Below are 18,492 nucleotides of genomic sequence, written 5' to 3' on the forward strand. Positions count from 1 at the left end.
AAGGAAATTCGCCTCCGCCGTGGGCGGTTAACAGGACAGCCGTAGGAGCGTCAGCATAGCGCCGGCCGCAGGACGGGACGCGGGACCGACTGTCCCCGCCCACGGTGGTCCGAACGAGTGGCCAGCGGTGATGGATTTGGACAGTGATCACAGGTGTTGGCCCAGGCCGAGCAACGGGTGGCTTAAGCCGGTTGCTGACCATCCTAGGCGTTTGCCGAGTGCGGGTCGATTTCACCAACGATCTCCGCAGCGTCTCCGTCATACTCGTCGGCCGGCGCGACGGCGAGCGTTCCATCGCCCGCTCTGAAGATGACGATGCTGACCATCAGGCTGTTGGCGAGGCTGAAGGCGAAGGCGTTTGCTTGTGCGAGGGACATCTTTCCGGCTCCTGCTGGAAGCGGGATCGATCCCCGCGTGACAGGCGCCCGATGTGTCCGGCCGAGGCCGCAATCACCGTGCAGGCGTAGCCGAAGCGGCGGCACGCTTTGCGTAGTCCGACCCTTCACGGGTTGATGGCATCAGGCTCTCGGGCCGGACCAAGGAATAGCGCTGATGAACGCGGCGGTCGGTTCGTGATTCAGTCAACGAGCCGATATTGCCCCGAGTTGGCCGGCCTTCGCCCGGCTCGGCAGGCGCTGGATCAACCGATCGCAGATTGTGGCCGCGTCGAGAGTATCGGCCGGCAGCATCGGACCCTCAGCCCCGAATAGCCGGAGCCCCTGAATGCGTTGGTGGCCCCTAAATTCGATGGACGGCTTGCATTTAACATTCAAAGATCATAAATTCAAAAATATGAATGTAGTGGATATGATCCCCGCTTCGGGAAAGGCTGCGGAGTTGCTCAAAAGCATGTCCCATCCGCAGCGGCTTCTGGTTCTTTGCGCGTTGGGAAAGGATGAGCGCTCTGTCGCCGAGATGCGCGAATTGCTCGAGATCGGGCAGGTGGCGATGTCGCAGCAACTCATGCGGTTGCGCGCTGATGGTCTGGTCGATTCGCGTCGCGATGGCACCACTGTCTACTATCGCATCACCCGGCCGGAAGTGCTCACGGTTGTTGACGCGCTTCACTCGGCCTTTTGTGCTTGAGCATAAGCACTGGCGACCCACGACCGCTTTGCTTGCTTTGTCGCCTTGAACGAACGGCTACGAAATCTCGGGAAGCGGCGCGGCATGGTTGACGCGCACGAAACAGGAGAAGTGCAATGTTTGGTTTTGGAGCGCGCTCGGCGGAAAAGACGCTGACACCGACGCAGGTGCGTCAGTTGGGTGACGCCATCACGCTTGTCGATGTCAGGGACGACGGCGAGTGGGCATCCGGGCATATAGCCGGTGCCATTCATATCCCTTTGGGCAGCCTTCGCGACAAAATAGCGCTTATCCCGCCAGGCAAACCCGTCGTGTTCTATTGCCATGCTGGCGGCAGGTCATCGCAAGCCATCGCCATCGCCATGGCTGCGGGACAGCCGCACGATACGCATATGGCCGGCGGCATCAGCGCCTGGCGTGCGCAAGGTTTTGCGTCGGCAAGCTGATCGCCGCGTCGCGTGGCAACATCAATGCGGGTTTCACGGGGCTTTGAGTTGCTCGATCTGTTCGGAGGGCTGCGCGCGAACGGCGCGCAACTCGTACCAGAGGGCATTCAGGATACCGACCGTAGTGGCCAGTCCGAGGCCGAGGATCCAGGCGAAGTACCACATCGTTGCAATCTCCAGTCTTTACTATCAGTACGCCGAAGACCCTGCCCCGCGCACCGATGCTTCGCTGACCTTTCCCCAGAGCACGCGGTAGACCCAGGCCGTGTAGGCGAGAATGAGCGGCAGGAAAATGACCGTCGCGATCAGCATGTTGCGCAGCGTCGCCCGGCTTGAAGACGCGTCGAACACCGCCAATGAATGGCCCGGATTTGTGCTTGAGGGCAGGATGATAGGAAACATCGCCAGGCCGACGGTCGCGATAATACAGATCACGCCAAGCTTTGATGCGAGCAAGGTGAGGCCTTCACGACGGGCGCTGAAGCCTGCGGCGGCGACCAGCGGGGCGACAATCCCCAAAGCCGGAACCAGGCAAAGGATTGGCGTGGTGTGGAAGTTGCGCAGCCAGGCGCTTGCATTCGCGATGACTGTCTTGCCAAGCGGATTTGACGGTCCGTCCCAGACCATCGCGCTCGTCACCTCATAGCCGCCCAGCAACCCAAGTCTGACAAGGACTGCCCCGCCGGCGAACAGGAACGCGGCGGCCAATGCGGACCGGCCACCGATGCTTCTGGCCCGGGCGGCCACCGGACCTTCGGCTTTGAACACCAGCCATGCGGCGCCGTGCATGACAAGCATGGAAAGCGAGACCAGACCGCAGTACAGGGCCGCCGGATTGACCAGTCCAAACAGGGTGCCCTCGTAGAATGGCCGCAGGTCAGTGGAGAAATGGAACGGGACGCCTCTCAGCGCATTGCCCACTGCCACGCCAAAGATGAGTGCCGGCACAGCGCCGCCGATGAACAGCGCCCAGTCCCAGGTCGAACGCCAGCGGGGATCTTCCCGCTTGGAGCGGTACTTGAAGGCGACCGGCCGCAGGATCATCGCGAACAGCACCAGGAACATTGCGAGGTAAAAGCCGGAAAAGCTCATGGCATAGAGCGCTGGCCAGGCGGCGAAGATGGCGCCGCCGCCCAGGATGAACCAGACCTGGTTGCCCTCCCAGACCGGCCCGATCGTGTTGATGGCAACGCGCCGCTCGATGTCCGTCTTTGCGACGAAGGGCAGAAGCGCCCCGACGCCCATATCGAAGCCATCCGTCACCGCGAAGCCCATCAGAAGGACGCCAAGCAGCACCCACCACACGATCCGCAGCGTCTCGTAATTGAAGAGAAGATCGATCATCGTCGTTGTCCCTTGCACAAGCCAGGTTATTGGGCGGCGGCCAGATGAACTCGGGCGCCCTCGCCAGTGAGAGACGCGACACCGGCGCCAATGAGGGGACCTTTCGCTATCGCCTGCAACATCAGCCTCACCTCGATCACGGCGAGCACGCCATAGACGAGGGTGAAGCCGAGTATGGTGATCAAAAGATCGGGAACGCCAAGCTCGGAGGTTGCGAGGAAGGTCGGCAGAGTGCCTTCGATGATCCACGGCTGGCGCCCGAATTCTGCGACGAACCAGCCAAGTTCGATGGCGATCCATGGCAACGGCATCGCGACGAGCGCCATACGCAGCAGCCAGCGTGATGCCGGCGTTTCCCGCATCGTATGCCACATCGAGAGCGCGAAGACGGCGAGCAGCAGGAAGGCGCACAGCACCATGATGCGGAAGGTGAAGAAGATCGCCGGCACTTCAGGGACGGTCGACCAGGCGGCCTGCTTGATCTGATCGTCGCTGGCCTGGCGCGGATCCTCGATATAGCGCTTCAGCAGCAGGGCATAGCCTAGATCCTTGCTTGTCGCTTCGAAACTTGCACGTGCCGCCGCGTCGCCATGGTTGACCTTGAGCTTCTCCAGTGCGTCATAGCCGGTCAACCCGTTGCGGATGCGCCCCTCGGCCTTCGTCACCAGCTCGAAGATGCCGGGGATTTCCTTGTCGATCGAGCGTGTGCCGATAAGGCCCATGACCCAGGGAATATGGATAGCGAAATGGGTCGTGTGATCGCTCATGGAGGGAATACCGAAGGCGGTGAAGGACGCCGGAGCCGGCTCGGTCTCCCACATCGCCTCCATCGCGGCGAGCTTCATCTTCTGGTTGTCGGTGATGGCATATCCGCTCTCGTCGCCGAGCACGATGACAGACAGCGAGGAGGCGATGCCGAAGGCCGAGGCGATGACGAAGGAGCGTTTGGCGAGATCGATGTGGCGCCCGCGCAGCATGTAGAAAGCAGAGACGCCGAGCACGAAGACGGCGCCGCAGACATAGCCGGCCGAGACCGTGTGGACGAATTTCGCCTGCGCGACGGGGTTGAAGAGGACAGACGTGAAGTCCGTCACCTCCATGCGCATCGTGTCCGGGTTGAAGGCCGCACCTACGGGATTTTGCATCCAGCCATTGGCGATCAGGATCCACAGCGCCGAGAAATTCGTGCCCAGCGCGGTAAGCCAGGTGACGGCGAGATGCGCACGTGCCGATAGCTTGTCCCAACCGAAGAAGAACAGGCCAACGAATGTCGCCTCCAAGAAGAAGGCCATCAGGCCTTCGATCGCCAGGGGCGCGCCGAAGACGTCGCCGACATAATGTGAATAATAGGCCCAGTTCATGCCGAACTGGAATTCCATGGTGATGCCCGTGGCGACGCCAAGGGCAAAATTGATGCCGAACAGCACGCCCCAGAATTTGACCATGTCGCGCCAGATCGTGCCGCCGGTCATGACATATACCGTCTCCATCATGGCGAGCATGATGGACAGGCCCAGCGTCAACGGGACGAACAGGAAATGGTACATGGCTGTCAGCGCGAATTGCAGTCGCGACAGTTCCACAAGCATGGGGCTGGTCATTGCAGTGCTCCGATAGGACGGCTCCTTCATAGAGCGTCCGCCGGCCACGCCTTTGACGTGCATCAATTCGCTGAAAGATCGGGCATGGGAAAGATGTGCCATGCTCAAAACCATCTCGATCCGCCGTCACTCCCGTCCGATTGGGCCAAAGGCGCCTGAGGCGCCTGTTTCGGACGCCCTTTCCGGGTCGAACGTCCCCTGCAGTACGACGCTTAGCCTGGCGCGTAGCCTGGCTGCCCCCGGCCTGCGTGCCACCCTGGCGCTGCAGATGGTGCGTATTGGATTGCGGCTTGCCTTCACCGGGCTGGCGGCAGTCTTCGTCGGTGAGATGATCGCCGGCGAGGCCAGCTGGTTGCAGCCTGGAGCCGGCTTGGCGAGCCTGATCCTCGCGTCGGTCGTCGGCCTGGCGACCGACCGCGCCGTCGCCAGCACCGAACTGAAAGTCGCCAACGGTTTGCTTGAGGCCGCGCGCCGCGCCCTCGCCGCGGCTTTGCCTGGCGATATCCAGGCGATGCCGCTCGGAACATTGATCGCCGGCCTCCAACGCTATCCGCAAGCCGTCGCCGGCCTGGCAGTCGGGCATCGCCTCGCTTCGATCATGCTGGGACTGGGGCCGTTGGCTGCCGCAGCGGTGATCGCGGCCGTCTCGTGGGAGGCGGCATTTGCCCTCGTGCTGCTGACTCCGGTGATGATTGTCTTCTTTGTCCTCATCGGCGGCGCGATCCGCAATGGCGCCGAGGCGCAGGAGAAAGCCTTCGGTCGGCTTGCCGCGCAATTCGCCGACCGCATCCGCACGTTGCCGACAATTCTGGGGAATCATGCGCTGGCGCGCGAAAGGCGCAAACTCGAGACACGGCTGGACACCTACGCATCAGGCACGATGAGCGTACTCAAGATTGCCTTCCTGAACGCCGGCATCATCGACTTCTTCTCCTCACTTTCAATCGCAATCCTGGCCGTATTTCTCGGCCTAGGACATCTCAAGCTGATGCACATTCCCGGCTTTGCCGGTCTGCAGCTCTGGCAAAGCCTGTCCATCCTGATGATCGCGCCGGAGTATTTCGCCCCGTTTCGCCGGTACGCCGAGCAGTATCACGCCAAGGCCGAGGGCCTTGCCGCCGCAACCGCGCTCGACACGCTCGTGCTGGCCGCTCTCTCGCAATCGGCTGATTTCGAAGACGCAATCCTGACCCGCGACCTGGTCGCTGCTGTATCCCAGCTGCCCCCAACCGGGCTGGTGGCCATCACCGGACCAAGCGGATCTGGCAAATCAACCTTGCTGCGTCATCTTGCCCGGATTGGGTCAAGGCAATCCGACAGATCGGAGCTTGACCGGCCAGCAATCGCCTGGTGCTCCACCGACATCTATGTGCCCGAAGGTACACTTGGTGAAGCCATCGGCTGGGGGACCGGACTATGTTGCCGGACCCGCCAGCTTCTGGTCGCGGGCCAAGTCGGCCTTCTCGATGACGTGCTTCTGCCAGGAGGGCTTGATGCGTTGATCAAGGCCGGCGGTGAAAACCTGTCAGGCGGGCAGCGCGTGCGTATCGGCCTGGCACGAGCGCTGATCTCGGGCCGCGACATCTTTGCCGACGAGCCGACCGCCAAGCTTGATCCCGCAAATGCCGCATTGGTTCGCCGCGCGCTTGCCGACGCGGCGCGCAGCCGGCTTGTTCTCGTGGCGACGCATGACAGGAGCCTGGTCATGCTCGCAGGAAAATCGATCGACGTCGGGTTGGGCACTCGGCAGGCACAGGAGAAAGTCGCGTGACCGACGGCGCTTCCTCGATTGCCACCCGATCAGAAGAGAGCTTCCGAAACACGGCGCGATGGCGTCTCGCCTTTGTGCTCGCATTTGCGGCGCTGATAGGCGGAATTCTGCTGACAAGCGTATCCGTCTGGCTGCTCGGCGCGGTCGCCCTGGCAGGCCTGACGCCCGCCGCTCTGACGTTCAATTTTCATATGCCGGCTGCGTTTATACGCTTGTTCGCACTGACACGGACCGCGGCCAAATATGGCGAGCGTGTTGTCGGCCACCGGGCGGCACTCATCGATCAGGTTTTGCGCCGCTCGACACTGTTCGCTGCGATGGCGGCGGCCCCTTCCGTGCGCAAGGCGGGCTGGCAACTTGGCAACCAGGATCGGCTTGCCGATTTTCTCGACGACGTCGAAGACGTGGATTATGCGCGCCTGCGGGTCGATCTTCCGTCGTCGACCGTCGGCGCCGCTCTTCTTTTGCTTCTCGCCGTGACCCTATGGATGACGCCGCTGGCAACAGTGGCGATCCTGCTGCTTATGGCGGCATATGCAGGAGGGGCCTATTCCCTGGCGAAATGGGCCAAGGCCGATCTGGCAGATATCCGCGAAGGCCGGCAGCAGTCCTCCCGCCGGCTTGGTTCCGCGATGCAGTCCGTGGTGCCGCTGCAGGGCGAAGGCCACTGGAAATCTACGCTCAGTGAGTCGTTTGACGGCTACGTCAGCGCCCAGAAGAGCGCGGCGATGCTTCGCCACCGACAAGCCCTGATCGACATGCTGGCCAGTTGCCTGGCGCCATGCGCCATGTTGAGTGTCCTTGTTTGCGCCTGGCTGACTGGCCTGCGCGGCACGGCGCTGCTGCCACCGGCCATGCTGGCATTCGCCTGGTTGGCCATGGGCGAATCTTTACAGGGCGCTTCGAGGATCCTGGTCGCCTTCGCGCGCGAGAGGGCGGCGCGCTGCGCTGGCGAAATGGTCGATCAACGGAGACGGACTGGCATGGAGGCACGGCCGTGAACGCATTTTTTCGCTAGCACTGGACGAATTGTCCCGCCACGCTCCAGATGGCCGATTGATCGGACCGCCTCTCACTGCCATTTTCAAAGCTGGCAGCCCGACGGCCCTGCAAGGCACAAGCGGTTGCGGCAAGACCTCCCTGCTCAAACAGATTGCCGGTTGGCTGGACGCCGGTGACGGGCACGTCCTGGGTGATGGCGTCGGGCTCAGTGTGGATGCACGCCGCTCGATGAGTTGCTTCTGCCCGCACGACGCAACGGTTCTGGCCGACACGGTGCGCGAAAACCTGTTTGCCCCAAACGCCGGCGAGGACGAATTGTGGGCTGCGCTGAATGGCGTGGAACTGGGAGACCGGATCCGGGCAGCCGGCGGCCTGGATGGCTGGATTACGCAAAGTATGCTGTCGCTCGGCGAGGCACAAAGGCTGAACCTTGCCCGCGCATGGCTTTCCGACAAGCTTGTGGTGCTACTCGACGAACCGACCGAACACATTGACCCCGAACAGGGCAAACGCATCCTCGACACGCTACTGCATCGGCTGCGTCAACGCATCGTCATCCTATCGAGCCATGAGACCAACTTGGTGTTTCCTGGATGCCAGCGGCTGGTCATGACCAACTGACCTGATCTCGGCGGCACTCATGTGCCGCCGAACTTCATGACCGGGATGCCAAGCCTGCGGGCCTTGTCGGCGAGATTGTCCTGAATGCCCGTGCCGGGGAAATGAATGACGCCGATCGGCAGTGTGTCCAGCATTGCATCGTTGCGTTTGAACGGTGCGGCCTTGGCGTGCCTTGTCCAGTCGGGCTTGAAGGCAATTTGCGGCACCTTGCGATTGTTGGCCCATTTGGCGGCGATCAACTCCGCACCCCTTGGCGATCCGCCGTGCAGCAGCACCATATCCGGATGCTTGGCGCGGACCTGGTCGAGCTTGGCCCAGATCAACTGGTGGTCTTGGAAGTCGAGCCCGCCGGTGACAGCGACCTTCGGTCCGACAGGTAGAAGAACTTGATTGTCGGCGTGTTTCTTGGCGGCAAGGAAATCGCGGCTGTCGATCATGGCCGCGGTGAGATTGCGATGGTTGACAACGGAGCCCGCACGCGGTCGCCAGATCGAATGCGTGTGATGCTCGAAGTGCTCGGCGGCCTGGTCGCGCATCAGTTCGAAGGCATTGCGGCGTTCGAGCAGTGTTTGACCCTGGGCGGTGAGCCGTTCGAGTTCAACGGACTTGATCTCGGACCCATCCTGTTCGCGCTGCAGGCGCTGCTGCGAGACTTCATTTTCATCGAGTTCGCGCTCGATCCGATGGCATGCGCGATGGAAGAGGTTGACCGTTCCCCACAGCAGTTCCTCGAGGTCGGGTTCGAGGCGTGTGTCGGCCATCGCCACAACGAGGGCGTCGAAGATGTCGGCGATGCTGGCGGCGACGACATGGCCTTCGGGAAGCGGGCGCGGATCGGGCTCGTCTTCGAAGGGACGGTAGCCATAGAGCTGGAGCTCCTGAAGCACATGGTCGGTCGGGGATGATTCGGATTGCGGTTCGAAGTCGGTGTCGTGCTGGCTACCCATGTCGGCTTCCTCGGCGGATTGGCCGCGCCCATCGCGGCCTTCATGGCGACGAAGGCGGCGGGCGGTCCGGACTTGCACCCGCAGCGCCAGCGCAGGGCCGAAACGGAAGTGAAGGATGGCGAGCCCGGCTATTTTGTTTCGCGATGGAAAGGCCTGAAGCCGGGGTCCCCACGCGGCTTGCCGCGTGGGGTGGATAGGCCGCCGGAAAATAGCCGGGGCGCAGCCATTGCAGGGTCCGGACCGCCCGCTGCCCGATCGCCCTCTGGAAGGCCGTGGGCCGGCCCCGCCCCGGGGCGAGGAACGCGACATGCGCTTGACATCCGACAGCGACTTGCCGCCATCACGTCCCTCCTTCCGGTCAGGCCGCCAGGAGCATAAAACGTGCGACGTCCTGGGGTGCGATCTGAACCCGCAAGGACGCCCTGACCGCGTCCAGACCGAGCAGACGCAGATCCTCGTTGAAGTCGCCGAGCAGCGGCGTCAGCACAATCGCTTCGATCCCGGCCGAGCTGGCGCGTTCGATGAGGGTCGCCATTGCCCCATCCCCTGCCGGGTCGTTATCGCGAGCGATGTAGAGCCGCCGCAGCGTGTCAGGAAACAGGATGGCTGACAAATGTGCCGCTGACAGGGCTGCGATCGCCGGCAAAGAGGGCAATGCTGAACGTTGCGACAACATGGTCTCGATGCCCTCACCGGCCGCCATCACATCACAGCCGACGCCGAAGCGGACAGCGTGTCCAAGCAGTTCGCCCATGGCTCGCCGCGGCGTATCGATCGGAGCCCGGCCAAGATGGGCCTCGCTGAAGCCGCCCGGATCGAGCCAGGTGCGGTGTGCGCCGGTGAGCTTGCCTTTGAGGTCGGTGACCGCCGCGATCATTGCGGGCCAGGTCTCGGTCGGCCCGTGCTCGTCGGGACGGTAGTAGCAGCGCGGATGAAAGCGAAGGCTTCCTGTTTCGTGCAAGGCCGTTATGCCGCGTCCACGCAAGTATGTCTCGACGGGCGTGCCTGAGATCGCCTGCGACATGGTGACCAGCCGCCTGGCGGCTTCGGCAGAGCCCAAAGCAGGGTGAGCCAATCGTCGTCTGCGTTCCGTTTTGTCGGGAGTTGGCTGGGGCATGGACAAAAAGCTGCGCGCCTCATCGGCGACGTCCTTGAACCCAGTCGCGCCAAGGAATTCCCTGATGACGTCGAGCAAATCGCCGTGCTCGCCGGTGGCGGCGTCCGTCCACTTGCCTGCCTGGCCTTTACCGGAGTCTGGACCCTCAAGACGGACAAACATTGATCGTCCAGGAGAATTGCGAACATCGCCAACCAACCAGTACCGGCCCTCGCGGTGACCGTTGGAAAGATAGCGTCGGCACACGGCCTCAGCCTGTTGCGCAAGACGGTATGCCAGCTCGGAAGCATTGTGAGGGAACATCAGGCGGCCTCCTCTCGCTGACGCGCTGGACAGGATAGCGCTGGAGGATCTTCGCAAGCGCGGCGGGGCCTGTTGCGTCGGTGGGAACGAACATGCGCAGCTTCCAGGAAATGATTTCGTGGAAAAGCCCGTACGCCGAGAGCCGCTCGCGCATGGTGTCGGTGAAACCCGAAAGCTCGATGCGATTGGCGCCCATAACGCGGCCGCGGCGCAGATGAAGGCCTTCAGCGAGGTCGAGTGTCGTGCGACCCTCCATCAAGGCGTTGAAGGCATCCTCCGCGGTCAACGTACTCACACCGATTGCGAGTGCGCCGGCGACCCATGCCGCGGAAACCCTGCGACCGATGATGCGCTCACCGTCATCGGTCTGCAGGCGATAGACGCGGCTCGATTCGGTGGGCAGCCGTTTCCAGATCGGCAGCAGCAAGCCCGCGACGATGTGGATGGTCGAATCGGAGAACGCGGGGATGCCGGCAACCTCGGCACTCCATGCGGCTTCGAAAGAGCCACGATCCGCCCTGCCCCAGTGGCTCTCATCCATCATGCGCAGTGAGGCATGATGTTGTTCCATCGGCCGGATCAGGCGGACCCGTCGCTCGATCTCACCGTCGTCGAGCATGAAAGAGGGTGCCGGAAGTTGCACGGCGGCACGACCGGAGCGTTCGTTGACGAGGAGAACGGCATGTGGCTCGTCGAGATGGGCGACAGCCTCCTCGGCAGACATGGGTCGATTGCGCTGGCGTTGCGCGACGGTGAGGAGCTGCGTTTCGGCGCCTGTACCCGGATGGGTGTAGATCGTGCGCCGCTCCGTGACGACGAAGCTCTCGGCACGCATGGTCTCAAGCCCGACGTCATAGACGCCAGCCGCGATGGCGCCTTCCACCTTGGCAGTAAGCAATTGCTCGAAGACCGCGAACAGAATGTCCTGGAGGTCGATGGTGAGTGCCAGCAGACGATTGAGGAAAGTGGTGATCGGCGGCAGCTCATCCTTGATGCCGTTGTCGTCCATCAGCTTCAGGCCGGTCATCTCCTCGAACCGCTGCAACGAGCACCCTTCGACCTTGCCGCGGACGACCAGCAGATAGAGCTGGCGCAAGGCAGCGCGCGCATAGTGCGATTCCAGATTGTCCTCTGGCCGGAACAGGCCATGCCCGCCGGTCTGGCGCTGGCCGCGCGTGATCGCGCCCAACGTGTCGAGGCGGCGTGCGATGGTGGAGAGGAAACGCTTCTCCGCTTTCACATTGGTCGCGATCGGCCGGAACAGCGGCGGCTGCGCCTGGTTGGTCCGGTGTGTGCGGCCGAGGCCCTGGATGGCGGTGTCGGCCTTCCAACCAGGCTCCAGCAGGTAGTGGACGCGCAGCCGGGTGTTCCGCGCCGACAGTTCGGCATGGTAGCTGCGTCCCGTCCCGCCGGCATCGCTAAAGACCAGAACGCCTTTCACATCATCCATGAAAGCCTGCGTCTCGGCGAGATTTGCAGAGGCCGCGCGGCTCTCAACCATCAGTATGTCGCCCTTCCGGACGATGCGCCGCGACCGGCCCGTCACCTCCGCTACCGTATCCGTCCCGAAGCGCTGGACGATCTGGTCAAGCGCGCCAGGCACCGGCGGCAAGCTGGCGAGCTTTTCGATAAGCGCCGTACGACGCGCGACGGCCTCGCGGCTTTCGACGGGTTGCCCGTCACGATAGACCGGCCTGGATGACAAATTGCCCTCGGAATCCGTGAAGGGTTCGTAGAGCTGGACCGGGAAGGAATGGGCGAGGTAGTCGAGTACATATTCCCGGGGTGTGATGTCGACGCGGATATCGTTCCATTCTTGCGTCGGGACCTCGGCCAGCCTCCGCTCCATCAGCGCCTCGCCGGTGGAGACAATCTGGATGACAGCCGAATGACCGGCCTCGAGATCCTGCTCGATCGATCGGATCAGCGTAGGCGTCTTCATCGATGTCAGCAGATGACCAAAGAAGCGCTGCTTGGCACTCTCGAACGCCGAGCGGGCGGCTGACTTGGCCTGGCAGTTCAGTGTGCCGCTGTCGCCGGTGATATTGGCGGCCTGCATGGCCGCGTCGAGATTGTTGTGAATCACGGCGAAGGCGCCGGCATAGGCATCGTAGATGCGCCGCTGCTCGGACGTCAGTTCGTGCTCCACCACCTCATACTCGACCCCATCGAAGGAGAGCGAGCGGGCCGTATACAGGCCAAGCGCTCGCAGGTCTCGGGCGAGCACCTCCATTGCCGCCACGCCACCGGCTTCTATCGCCTCGACGAATTCCCCGCGGGTGGAAAACGGAAAGTCTTCGCCGCCCCAGAGGCCAAGCCGCTGGGCATAGGCCAGATTGCCGACGGTGGTCGCACCTGTCGCCGAGACATACACGACACGCGCGCTCGGCAGTGCGTGCTGCAGGCGCAGGCCAGCGCGGCCCTGCTGCGAGGGAGCGACATCACCGCGTTCCCCCTTGCCGCCCCCGGCGTTCTGCATTGCGTGCGCCTCGTCGAAAATGAGCACTCCATCGAAATCGGAGCCCAACCATTCAACGATCTGCTTGACCCGCGAAACCTTCTCGCCACGGTCGTCGGAACGCAGCGTGGCATAGGTTGTAAATAGGATGCCTTCCGCCAGAGCGATGGGGCGGCCCTGCGGAAACCGCGACAATGGAGTGACCAGCAGACGCTCCATTCCAAGCGCCGACCAGTCACGCTGAGCATCCTCGAGCAGCTTGTCTGACTTGGATATCCACACGGCCTTGCGGCGGCCCTGCAGCCAGTTGTCGAGGACGATACTGGCGGACTCTCGGCCCTTGCCGACGCCGGTGCCGTCACCGATAAAAAACCCGCGCCGGAAGCGCACGGCCCCTTCCGCCTCCTCCGGTGCGGCTTTGACGATATCCAGCGTATCGTCGACCATCCACGTTCCGGTGAGAAAGCCCGAATGAGCCTCACCGGCGAGGATCAGTGTTTCGAGCTGGGCATCGGAGAGTGACGTCAGGATGTCGCCAGGAAGCGTTGGCCGATAGCTGGGCTTTGGCGGCGCGACGGAGGCCATCGCGGTGGATTGGACGAGTTTGGTCGGATGCGCTTGGGAGCCTGGAATGCGGATCGTCTGCAATCCATAATGCTCATAGATCGCGTCAGTCAGCCGCGCTCTCTCGTCGGGTGCCCAGTCGATCGTCTCATAAGAGAGTTCAACCCCGATCGGTTCGGAATGTCCCTGCCGGGCAGGCTTACCGACAGAGCGGCCGAGATAGCCGCGCACGGAGCGCGGTATTGCGACAATCGGTTCGACCTTGATCGTGTCGGCGACGGGCAACCTTGCGGGAAGATGCTCTTCTATCCAACTGAGCAACGTTGCAATGTCCGGGGCAAGACCGGGAGAAACCGGAAAGACCGAAGGATCCTCGGCCGCCAGCTTGTCGATGATCGTCAGGCGCGTCTCGATCGTCGTGCCATGCTTGGCATAAACTGAGCCTTCAATAGCTGCGGTGAAGACGACGCGGCCATGCTCCTGCAGGCGGATGAAAGCGTCACGCCAAGCAGGCGCCTGCGGCCCGAAATTTGCGCCGCTGATCGTGACCAGGCGACCACCGCCGGCAAGCCGTGCAAGGGCCGAAGCGATATGCCGAAAGGCTGCATCGGAGACACGACCCTGGACATTGGCAAGCACCGAGAATGGCGGATTCATTAGCACGACAGTCGGAATGATCGCCGGATCGAGGTGGTCATCGATTTGTGCGGCGTCGAACCGGGTCATCGAGAGGGCCGGAAAGAGGCTGGACAGCAGTCCGGCGCGGACTTCGGCAAGTTCATTGAGGACGAGCGAGCCGCCGGCGATCTCGGCAAGGATGGCGAGCAGGCCTGTGCCAGCGGAAGGCTCCAGCACGCGATCAGCGGGTGTGATGGCCGCCGCGGCGACAGCCGCGAGGCCCAACGGGAGCGGCGTCGAGAATTGTTGGAACGTCTGACTTTCCTCGGAGCGGCGCGTGTGCGTGGGAAGAAGACCGGCAATCCTGCCGAAAAGCGGCAAGGCGCCAGCCGGAGATCCGGCTTTGCGCAGAAGCGATTTTCCATATTTGCGAAGGAAAAGGACGGTTGTCGCCTCGCATGCATCATAAGCGGTCTTCCAGTCCCAGGCCCCGCTTGCGTCGGACGCGCCGAACGAGGCTTCCATCGCGGCACGTAAGACGGCTGCGTCGATGCGCTGACCACGTTCGAGATGGGGAAGCAGAAGCAGGGCTGCCGCGTGGATTGCCGCTGCCGGGTCGGCGGTGGCTGTCGGAAACAAAACGTTCATCGAGAAAGTCCTCGGGAGAGCGAGATGGGAAAGCCCCCGTGCTCTCTCCGACCGGACGGGCTCAAACCCGTCGCGGCCGCACTCTCACTCTGACCACCGCACACAAAAATGCCCGGCGCTCTTGCGAATGCCGGGCAGTCAATTGAGCAGCGAAGCCGAGACTACTCGGCAGCGTCGAGGTCCTGTTCATTCTCCTCGTTGCCCCGACCGTCTTCGTCGTTGCCGGTGAGAAAATCGGGTAGCGTGTTGTCGACGTCATCCGCGTTGGACGCACCCTCGACATCGAGGTCGATGAGCCGCAGCGGTTCAGGCAGCCAGCCACTGCCGGCGAGGAGCCGCTCCGCCTCTTTGGCCATGTCGTCCTTCTTGAGGTGGTCGATAAGTTGGGCTGCCCGCTCGCCGTCACCCTCGCGAACGGCCTCGATAATACGCGCCTTGGTGACGCGTCCGAGATAGTTGCCGACCGTTGGCCGCCACCCGGCATCGACCATGTCAAGCCCGACTTTCCGGGCCAGGTGATCGGCATCAGCGAGACGCTGCCGCACGCCATGCGCCGAGATGGCGCCGTTGCTGTAGCGATCGGCCCTTTCATAAAGGGCATTCACGCCGAAGGAGGCGCAATGGGCAAAAAGCGCGGCTCGCTCGTCGTCTCTGAGCGTCGCAAGCGCATCCCAGAGGTCGTTGATATCTGCAGGCAGGCGGATCTCCCAGGCCTCGTGGCGGGCTTCGATCGCGCGCGCGTAAGGCGTGTCACGAAGCTCCGCAGATTGGGCCGACAAAACTGTGCCGCGGACAGAGACTTCCATCGCGACACCGTGTGAATTGTAGCGAGAAAACACGTCCCGCACGAACTTGTGCAGCACAGCGAGGAAAGCGGTCGTAGGATCATTCGCGAGCTTCTCGCGAAGCGCCAGAGTCCGCTCTGCCGTCAGTTCCATGATCAAGCGATCCGGCAATGGCTTGATGCCATCCTCATCATCCTCCGGTTCGGCTGACTGGCCGCCGACGGTAATGACCGCCCGCTGGACCGATCCCGCCATCGCCAGATTGTCAGTTCCCCCGGGCCCGGAGCCATTCTCGCCGTCGGACGCAACGGGGGCTTCGTCCTCCGGCCTTACATAACCACGCTCGACGAGAAGCGATCCATCAGCATCGACGCTGACAAAGACACCGGCTCTCACGATGTCGACCGGATCGAAGCGGACGGGGCGAGCCTCTAGCGCCCGAATGGCCGTTTCAAGTTCGCTAAACCGTTGGTCGACCTCGTCCGGCAACTCGTCTGCCTCTTCGTATTCTGCCTGCAGCTTGTCGAACTCGCCATGCAGCGCGTCGAGCGTGGTCTGTTCCTCTTCGGTGAGATCAACAGGCGTGCCCTCAAGCTCGCGCAAGCCGTTTGCCGCGCCGTAGGGAAAACTCACCGCGACTTCGATCCACTTCCAGCCCTCGTTGGCGATTTCGGCGGCCAAGATCTGGAGCTTCTCGATAACCAGACGATCGAGCACCGGCACATCCTGCAGCCAGCCGCCATCATCCGACTGGAAGAGATCGCGCAAGACTTGGCCGCCAGCCGCCTCATAAGCGTCGAGACCAACGAAGACGGCCCGTTTGTCGGAGGCGCGGACGCTGTTCTCGGTCAACATGCGGCGGATCTGATATGGCTCGTTCGACCAGCTGTTCTTGATTGCCTCCCACACTTGCTCTTGCCGCGCGTGATCGTCGCTGACCGAGAACGCTTCAAGCTGGGCGAGCGTCATGCCGTCTTCGACATAAATGTCGAGGAGCGCCGGCGAAACCGTGGTGAGCTTCAGGCGCTGTTTGACGACGTTAACCGAGATAAAGAAGGCGGTCGCAATCTCCTCCTCCGACATGCCTTTGTCGCGCATGTCCTTGAAGGCGCGATAAGCGTCCAGCGGATGGAGCGGAGCTCGCTCGATATTCTCGGCGAGCGAGACTTCCTCTGCCAGAACCGCGTTGCTGCCAATGACACAGGGGACTGGTGCGGTCTTGGCAAGCCGCTTCTGTTTCACGAGCATTTCGAGGGCACGATATCGGCGACCTCCAGCTGGCACCTCGAACATGCCGGTTTCCTCGCCACCGGCGTCGAGCACGGGACGAACATGGATGCTCTGGATCAGGCCTCGGCGCGCGATCGAGGCAGCCAGGTCCTCGATCGAGACGCCGGCCTTGATGCGCCGGACATTGGTCTGGGCAAGCACCAGCTTGTTGAAAGGAATGTCGCGCGAGGACGACAAGGTGATCTTTTGGACGGCAGTAGCCATGGTGGTTTCTCCGCGACGGGCGCCGAGAGGCTCTCTCAGCCCTGAACCCGTCGCGAAAACCCCCTCAACCCTCTTCCTCTTCCGCCTTGGGCTGTGACCCGGCGGCCGCGCGCAGAACGCGTTCGCCCTCGGGGATGCTCCCGGCCGCGCGGGCAGCCTCGGCGTAGGCCGAGATCGGGAAGCGGCCTGCGAAAAGCAGATCGCGCTCAATTCCCAGGCTGAATGCGAAGCGGACCGATTGCAGCTCCGAGAGGCTGAAACTACCGAGTTCAGGACAGCCGAAGCCGAGATCGGCCAACCCGAACAGGGTATCGCCATCCTTGTCGAGTTCGGTTGCGAGCCAGGTGCCGGCGCCGACCGGATTGAAGAAGCGGACGGCCGGGACATGGTCCATGTCACGGTCGCGGCCATTGGCAAGAAGACGCTCGCGCAGCTCTGGCGTCAGGAGGATCATGCCGCCCTCCTCTCGTTACCCGCATTTGCGTCAATCGGGCCTGTGACGTCCTCGGGTAGGTGACCGAGGAGCCAATCGGCGGCCTTGCTCGCCTGACTGGCGGCGCGCACGATGGCGCGATTGTCTTCCCGCAGCACCTCGAGCCAGGAGCCGATATAGTCGGCATGCCGTACCGTGGGCACGATGCCGAGCGCGGCGCAGGAGAAGGCCGCACCAATTTCGGCCACCAGTTCCTCGAACGCATACTTTCTAGTGCCGAAAGATCCGGAGAAATCGCGGGCCAGACGGGATCGGTGACCAGTCGCGTGACCCAGCTCATGAAGCGCTGTGCGATGCCAGTTGACCGGTTCGAAGAAAGCTTGTGGCGGCGGCACTTGAACATAATCGTGGGTCGGCTCGTAGTAGGCGCTGCTGCCGCCGATGCGGAAATCAATGCCGGTAGCTTTGATGAGCGCCTCGACCCGCGGCTCAATCAATCCGGCGTCGGGTGGTGGAGCCGATATGGCGAGCGCATCAAGTAGCCCTTCACATTGCGTAACGTTGAACACGGTGAATCGCTTGAGGAACGGTATCGCCTGGGCTTCCTCGCCCGTCTCTCGAGTCCGCTTCTTCTCATCAGCCGGCACAAAGCGATCGGCGTACACCACGGTCGTGCCACGCTCACCCTTGCGGACGCTCCCGCCGAGCGAAAGAGCCTGGCGGAAGGTCAGCCAGCTTTGTGTTGGAAAACCGTGCTGGATTACGGCGCCCCAGAGAATAAGCACATTGATCCCGCTGTAGGTCCTGTTGGTGCCGGCGTTCCTGGGCATAGATAGCGTCGCCGTCGCTGCGGCAGTCCCCCATGGCTGAACCCACGGGAAGCGACCTGCCTCCAGTTCGGCGATGATCCTGTCGGTGACATCGTCATAGAAATTCGTACGGTCTGCGACCGAGCGGGTTCGACTGTTGTGACTGGACATCGCGGTTCTCCGCGATGGGCGTCGGAGGCCTCTCCTCCGGCTCTCAACCCATCACGGAAAACCCGTCCACACTCTCCCCCCTCTCGTTCGCGGGCATGTCGCCGACTTAGCCAACTAGCAGTCGACGCAATTGCCACATCCATATGTCTGGCGACAATTCCGAACAGAGATTGCGATCGTAGGTTTGGCGTACACCGCCGTTCTTTACGCTAGAGTGTCCCAATCACCGCACAACAGATCCAAGGCTGTTCACACATGGCTCCCAGGTGTCTAG

Annotated in this window: 16 protein-coding genes; 6 read left to right on the forward strand and 10 right to left on the reverse strand. The window is 62.6% G+C overall.

Annotated elements, in window-relative coordinates; translation table 11 throughout:
• Positions 1 to 203 precede the first annotated feature (203 nt).
• Entirely contained in the window at positions 204 to 377 is a 174-nt protein-coding gene (locus ACVDG8_RS08720) for a hypothetical protein (RefSeq protein WP_447254342.1), read from the reverse strand.
• Between the two features lie 346 nt (positions 378 to 723).
• Between ACVDG8_RS08720 and ACVDG8_RS08725 the strand changes: the two genes are divergently transcribed.
• Both ACVDG8_RS08725 and ACVDG8_RS08730 read left to right on the forward strand, forming a co-directional pair.
• Entirely contained in the window at positions 724 to 1,086 is a 363-nt protein-coding gene (locus tag ACVDG8_RS08725; RefSeq protein ID WP_447254343.1) for an ArsR/SmtB family transcription factor, read from the forward strand.
• A 116-nt stretch (positions 1,087 to 1,202) separates the two neighbouring features.
• Entirely contained in the window at positions 1,203 to 1,532 is a 330-nt protein-coding gene (locus tag ACVDG8_RS08730) for a rhodanese-like domain-containing protein (protein WP_447254344.1), read from the forward strand.
• Between the two features lie 33 nt (positions 1,533 to 1,565).
• Here ACVDG8_RS08730 and cydX read toward each other — a convergent pair whose 3' ends face one another.
• From cydX to ACVDG8_RS08745, 3 genes are read right to left on the reverse strand one after another with little or no spacing between them, the layout of a single operon-like run.
• On the reverse strand, positions 1,566 to 1,697 hold the full coding sequence (cydX, locus tag ACVDG8_RS08735; RefSeq protein WP_447254345.1) for a cytochrome bd-I oxidase subunit CydX: 132 nt from the start codon (positions 1,695 to 1,697) through the stop codon (positions 1,566 to 1,568).
• A 24-nt stretch (positions 1,698 to 1,721) separates the two neighbouring features.
• Positions 1,722 to 2,876 carry a cytochrome d ubiquinol oxidase subunit II gene (gene cydB, locus ACVDG8_RS08740; protein ID WP_447254346.1) on the reverse strand — a complete coding sequence of 385 codons (1,155 nt, stop codon included), beginning with the start codon at positions 2,874 to 2,876 and terminating at the stop codon, positions 1,722 to 1,724.
• 26 nt (positions 2,877 to 2,902) lie between these two features.
• Positions 2,903 to 4,477, reverse strand: a complete 1,575-nt coding sequence (locus tag ACVDG8_RS08745) for a cytochrome ubiquinol oxidase subunit I (protein ID WP_447254347.1) — start codon at positions 4,475 to 4,477, stop codon at positions 2,903 to 2,905.
• Between the two features lie 100 nt (positions 4,478 to 4,577).
• Here ACVDG8_RS08745 and ACVDG8_RS08750 point away from each other — a divergent pair, with 100 nt between their 5' ends.
• The 3 genes from ACVDG8_RS08750 to ACVDG8_RS08760 are packed head-to-tail and all read left to right on the forward strand — an operon-like array spanning position 4,578 to position 7,871.
• Positions 4,578 to 6,248 (forward strand): ATP-binding cassette domain-containing protein, encoded by a 1,671-nt coding sequence (locus ACVDG8_RS08750; RefSeq protein ID WP_447254348.1) that lies wholly within the window; start codon positions 4,578 to 4,580, stop codon positions 6,246 to 6,248.
• The gene (locus tag ACVDG8_RS08755; protein WP_455707644.1) at positions 6,245 to 7,249 is read left to right on the forward strand and encodes a hypothetical protein; all 1,005 of its coding nucleotides are present in this window, start codon (positions 6,245 to 6,247) and stop codon (positions 7,247 to 7,249) included. The genes ACVDG8_RS08750 and ACVDG8_RS08755 overlap by 4 nt, the downstream gene beginning before the upstream one ends.
• 55 nt (positions 7,250 to 7,304) lie before the next feature.
• A complete protein-coding gene (locus ACVDG8_RS08760; RefSeq protein ID WP_447254350.1) occupies positions 7,305 to 7,871 on the forward strand; it encodes an ATP-binding cassette domain-containing protein in 567 nt (188 codons plus the stop codon).
• A 17-nt stretch (positions 7,872 to 7,888) separates the two neighbouring features.
• Here ACVDG8_RS08760 and ACVDG8_RS08765 read toward each other — a convergent pair whose 3' ends face one another.
• From ACVDG8_RS08765 to ACVDG8_RS08780, 4 genes are all read right to left on the reverse strand, one after another.
• Positions 7,889 to 8,818 (reverse strand): DUF2493 domain-containing protein, encoded by a 930-nt coding sequence (locus tag ACVDG8_RS08765; RefSeq protein ID WP_447254351.1) that lies wholly within the window; start codon positions 8,816 to 8,818, stop codon positions 7,889 to 7,891.
• Positions 8,819 to 9,176: 358 nt separating this feature from the next.
• On the reverse strand, positions 9,177 to 10,238 hold the full coding sequence (locus ACVDG8_RS08770; protein WP_447254352.1) for a DUF7146 domain-containing protein: 1,062 nt from the start codon (positions 10,236 to 10,238) through the stop codon (positions 9,177 to 9,179).
• Entirely contained in the window at positions 10,186 to 14,526 is a 4,341-nt protein-coding gene (locus ACVDG8_RS08775; protein ID WP_455707645.1) for a strawberry notch-like NTP hydrolase domain-containing protein, read from the reverse strand. Before ACVDG8_RS08775 ends, ACVDG8_RS08770 begins: the two co-directional genes overlap by 53 nt.
• 161 nt (positions 14,527 to 14,687) lie before the next feature.
• Positions 14,688 to 16,604, reverse strand: coding sequence for a DNA-binding protein (locus ACVDG8_RS08780; protein WP_455707646.1), 1,917 nt, complete (start codon positions 16,602 to 16,604; stop codon positions 14,688 to 14,690).
• A gap of 39 nt (positions 16,605 to 16,643) precedes the next feature.
• Between ACVDG8_RS08780 and ACVDG8_RS08785 the strand changes: the two genes are divergently transcribed.
• Positions 16,644 to 16,850 carry a hypothetical protein gene (locus tag ACVDG8_RS08785; protein WP_455707647.1) on the forward strand — a complete coding sequence of 69 codons (207 nt, stop codon included), beginning with the start codon at positions 16,644 to 16,646 and terminating at the stop codon, positions 16,848 to 16,850.
• Positions 16,851 to 16,869: 19 nt separating this feature from the next.
• Here the strand turns inward: ACVDG8_RS08785 and ACVDG8_RS08790 are convergent, their stop codons facing one another.
• Positions 16,870 to 17,259 (reverse strand): DUF2958 domain-containing protein, encoded by a 390-nt coding sequence (locus tag ACVDG8_RS08790; RefSeq protein ID WP_447254353.1) that lies wholly within the window; start codon positions 17,257 to 17,259, stop codon positions 16,870 to 16,872.
• A complete protein-coding gene (locus ACVDG8_RS08795; RefSeq protein WP_447254354.1) occupies positions 17,256 to 18,218 on the reverse strand; it encodes an ArdC family protein in 963 nt (320 codons plus the stop codon). Before ACVDG8_RS08795 ends, ACVDG8_RS08790 begins: the two co-directional genes overlap by 4 nt.
• Positions 18,219 to 18,492: the final 274 nt, after the last annotated feature.

The organism is Mesorhizobium sp. ORM8.1, assembly GCF_053005525.2.

What these genes read in the sequence shown, in the direction of transcription:
- ACVDG8_RS08790 (WP_447254353.1), bottom strand. Translation starts at nt 17,259, where the DNA reads ATGATCCTCCTGACGCCAGAGCTGCGCGAGCGTCTTCTTGCCAATGGC.
- ACVDG8_RS08770 (WP_447254352.1), bottom strand. Translation starts at nt 10,238, where the DNA reads ATGTTCCCTCACAATGCTTCCGAGCTGGCATACCGTCTTGCGCAACAG.
- ACVDG8_RS08720 (WP_447254342.1), bottom strand. Translation starts at nt 377, where the DNA reads ATGTCCCTCGCACAAGCAAACGCCTTCGCCTTCAGCCTCGCCAACAGC.
- ACVDG8_RS08725 (WP_447254343.1), top strand. Translation starts at nt 724, where the DNA reads ATGCGTTGGTGGCCCCTAAATTCGATGGACGGCTTGCATTTAACATTC.
- cydX (WP_447254345.1), bottom strand. Translation starts at nt 1,697, where the DNA reads ATGTGGTACTTCGCCTGGATCCTCGGCCTCGGACTGGCCACTACGGTC.
- ACVDG8_RS08795 (WP_447254354.1), bottom strand. Translation starts at nt 18,218, where the DNA reads ATGTCCAGTCACAACAGTCGAACCCGCTCGGTCGCAGACCGTACGAAT.
- cydB (WP_447254346.1), bottom strand. Translation starts at nt 2,876, where the DNA reads ATGATCGATCTTCTCTTCAATTACGAGACGCTGCGGATCGTGTGGTGG.
- ACVDG8_RS08785 (WP_455707647.1), top strand. Translation starts at nt 16,644, where the DNA reads ATGGATGCTCTGGATCAGGCCTCGGCGCGCGATCGAGGCAGCCAGGTC.
- ACVDG8_RS08780 (WP_455707646.1), bottom strand. Translation starts at nt 16,604, where the DNA reads ATGTTCGAGGTGCCAGCTGGAGGTCGCCGATATCGTGCCCTCGAAATG.
- ACVDG8_RS08750 (WP_447254348.1), top strand. Translation starts at nt 4,578, where the DNA reads ATGCTCAAAACCATCTCGATCCGCCGTCACTCCCGTCCGATTGGGCCA.
- ACVDG8_RS08775 (WP_455707645.1), bottom strand. Translation starts at nt 14,526, where the DNA reads ATGAACGTTTTGTTTCCGACAGCCACCGCCGACCCGGCAGCGGCAATC.
- ACVDG8_RS08765 (WP_447254351.1), bottom strand. Translation starts at nt 8,818, where the DNA reads ATGGGTAGCCAGCACGACACCGACTTCGAACCGCAATCCGAATCATCC.
- ACVDG8_RS08745 (WP_447254347.1), bottom strand. Translation starts at nt 4,477, where the DNA reads ATGACCAGCCCCATGCTTGTGGAACTGTCGCGACTGCAATTCGCGCTG.
- ACVDG8_RS08730 (WP_447254344.1), top strand. Translation starts at nt 1,203, where the DNA reads ATGTTTGGTTTTGGAGCGCGCTCGGCGGAAAAGACGCTGACACCGACG.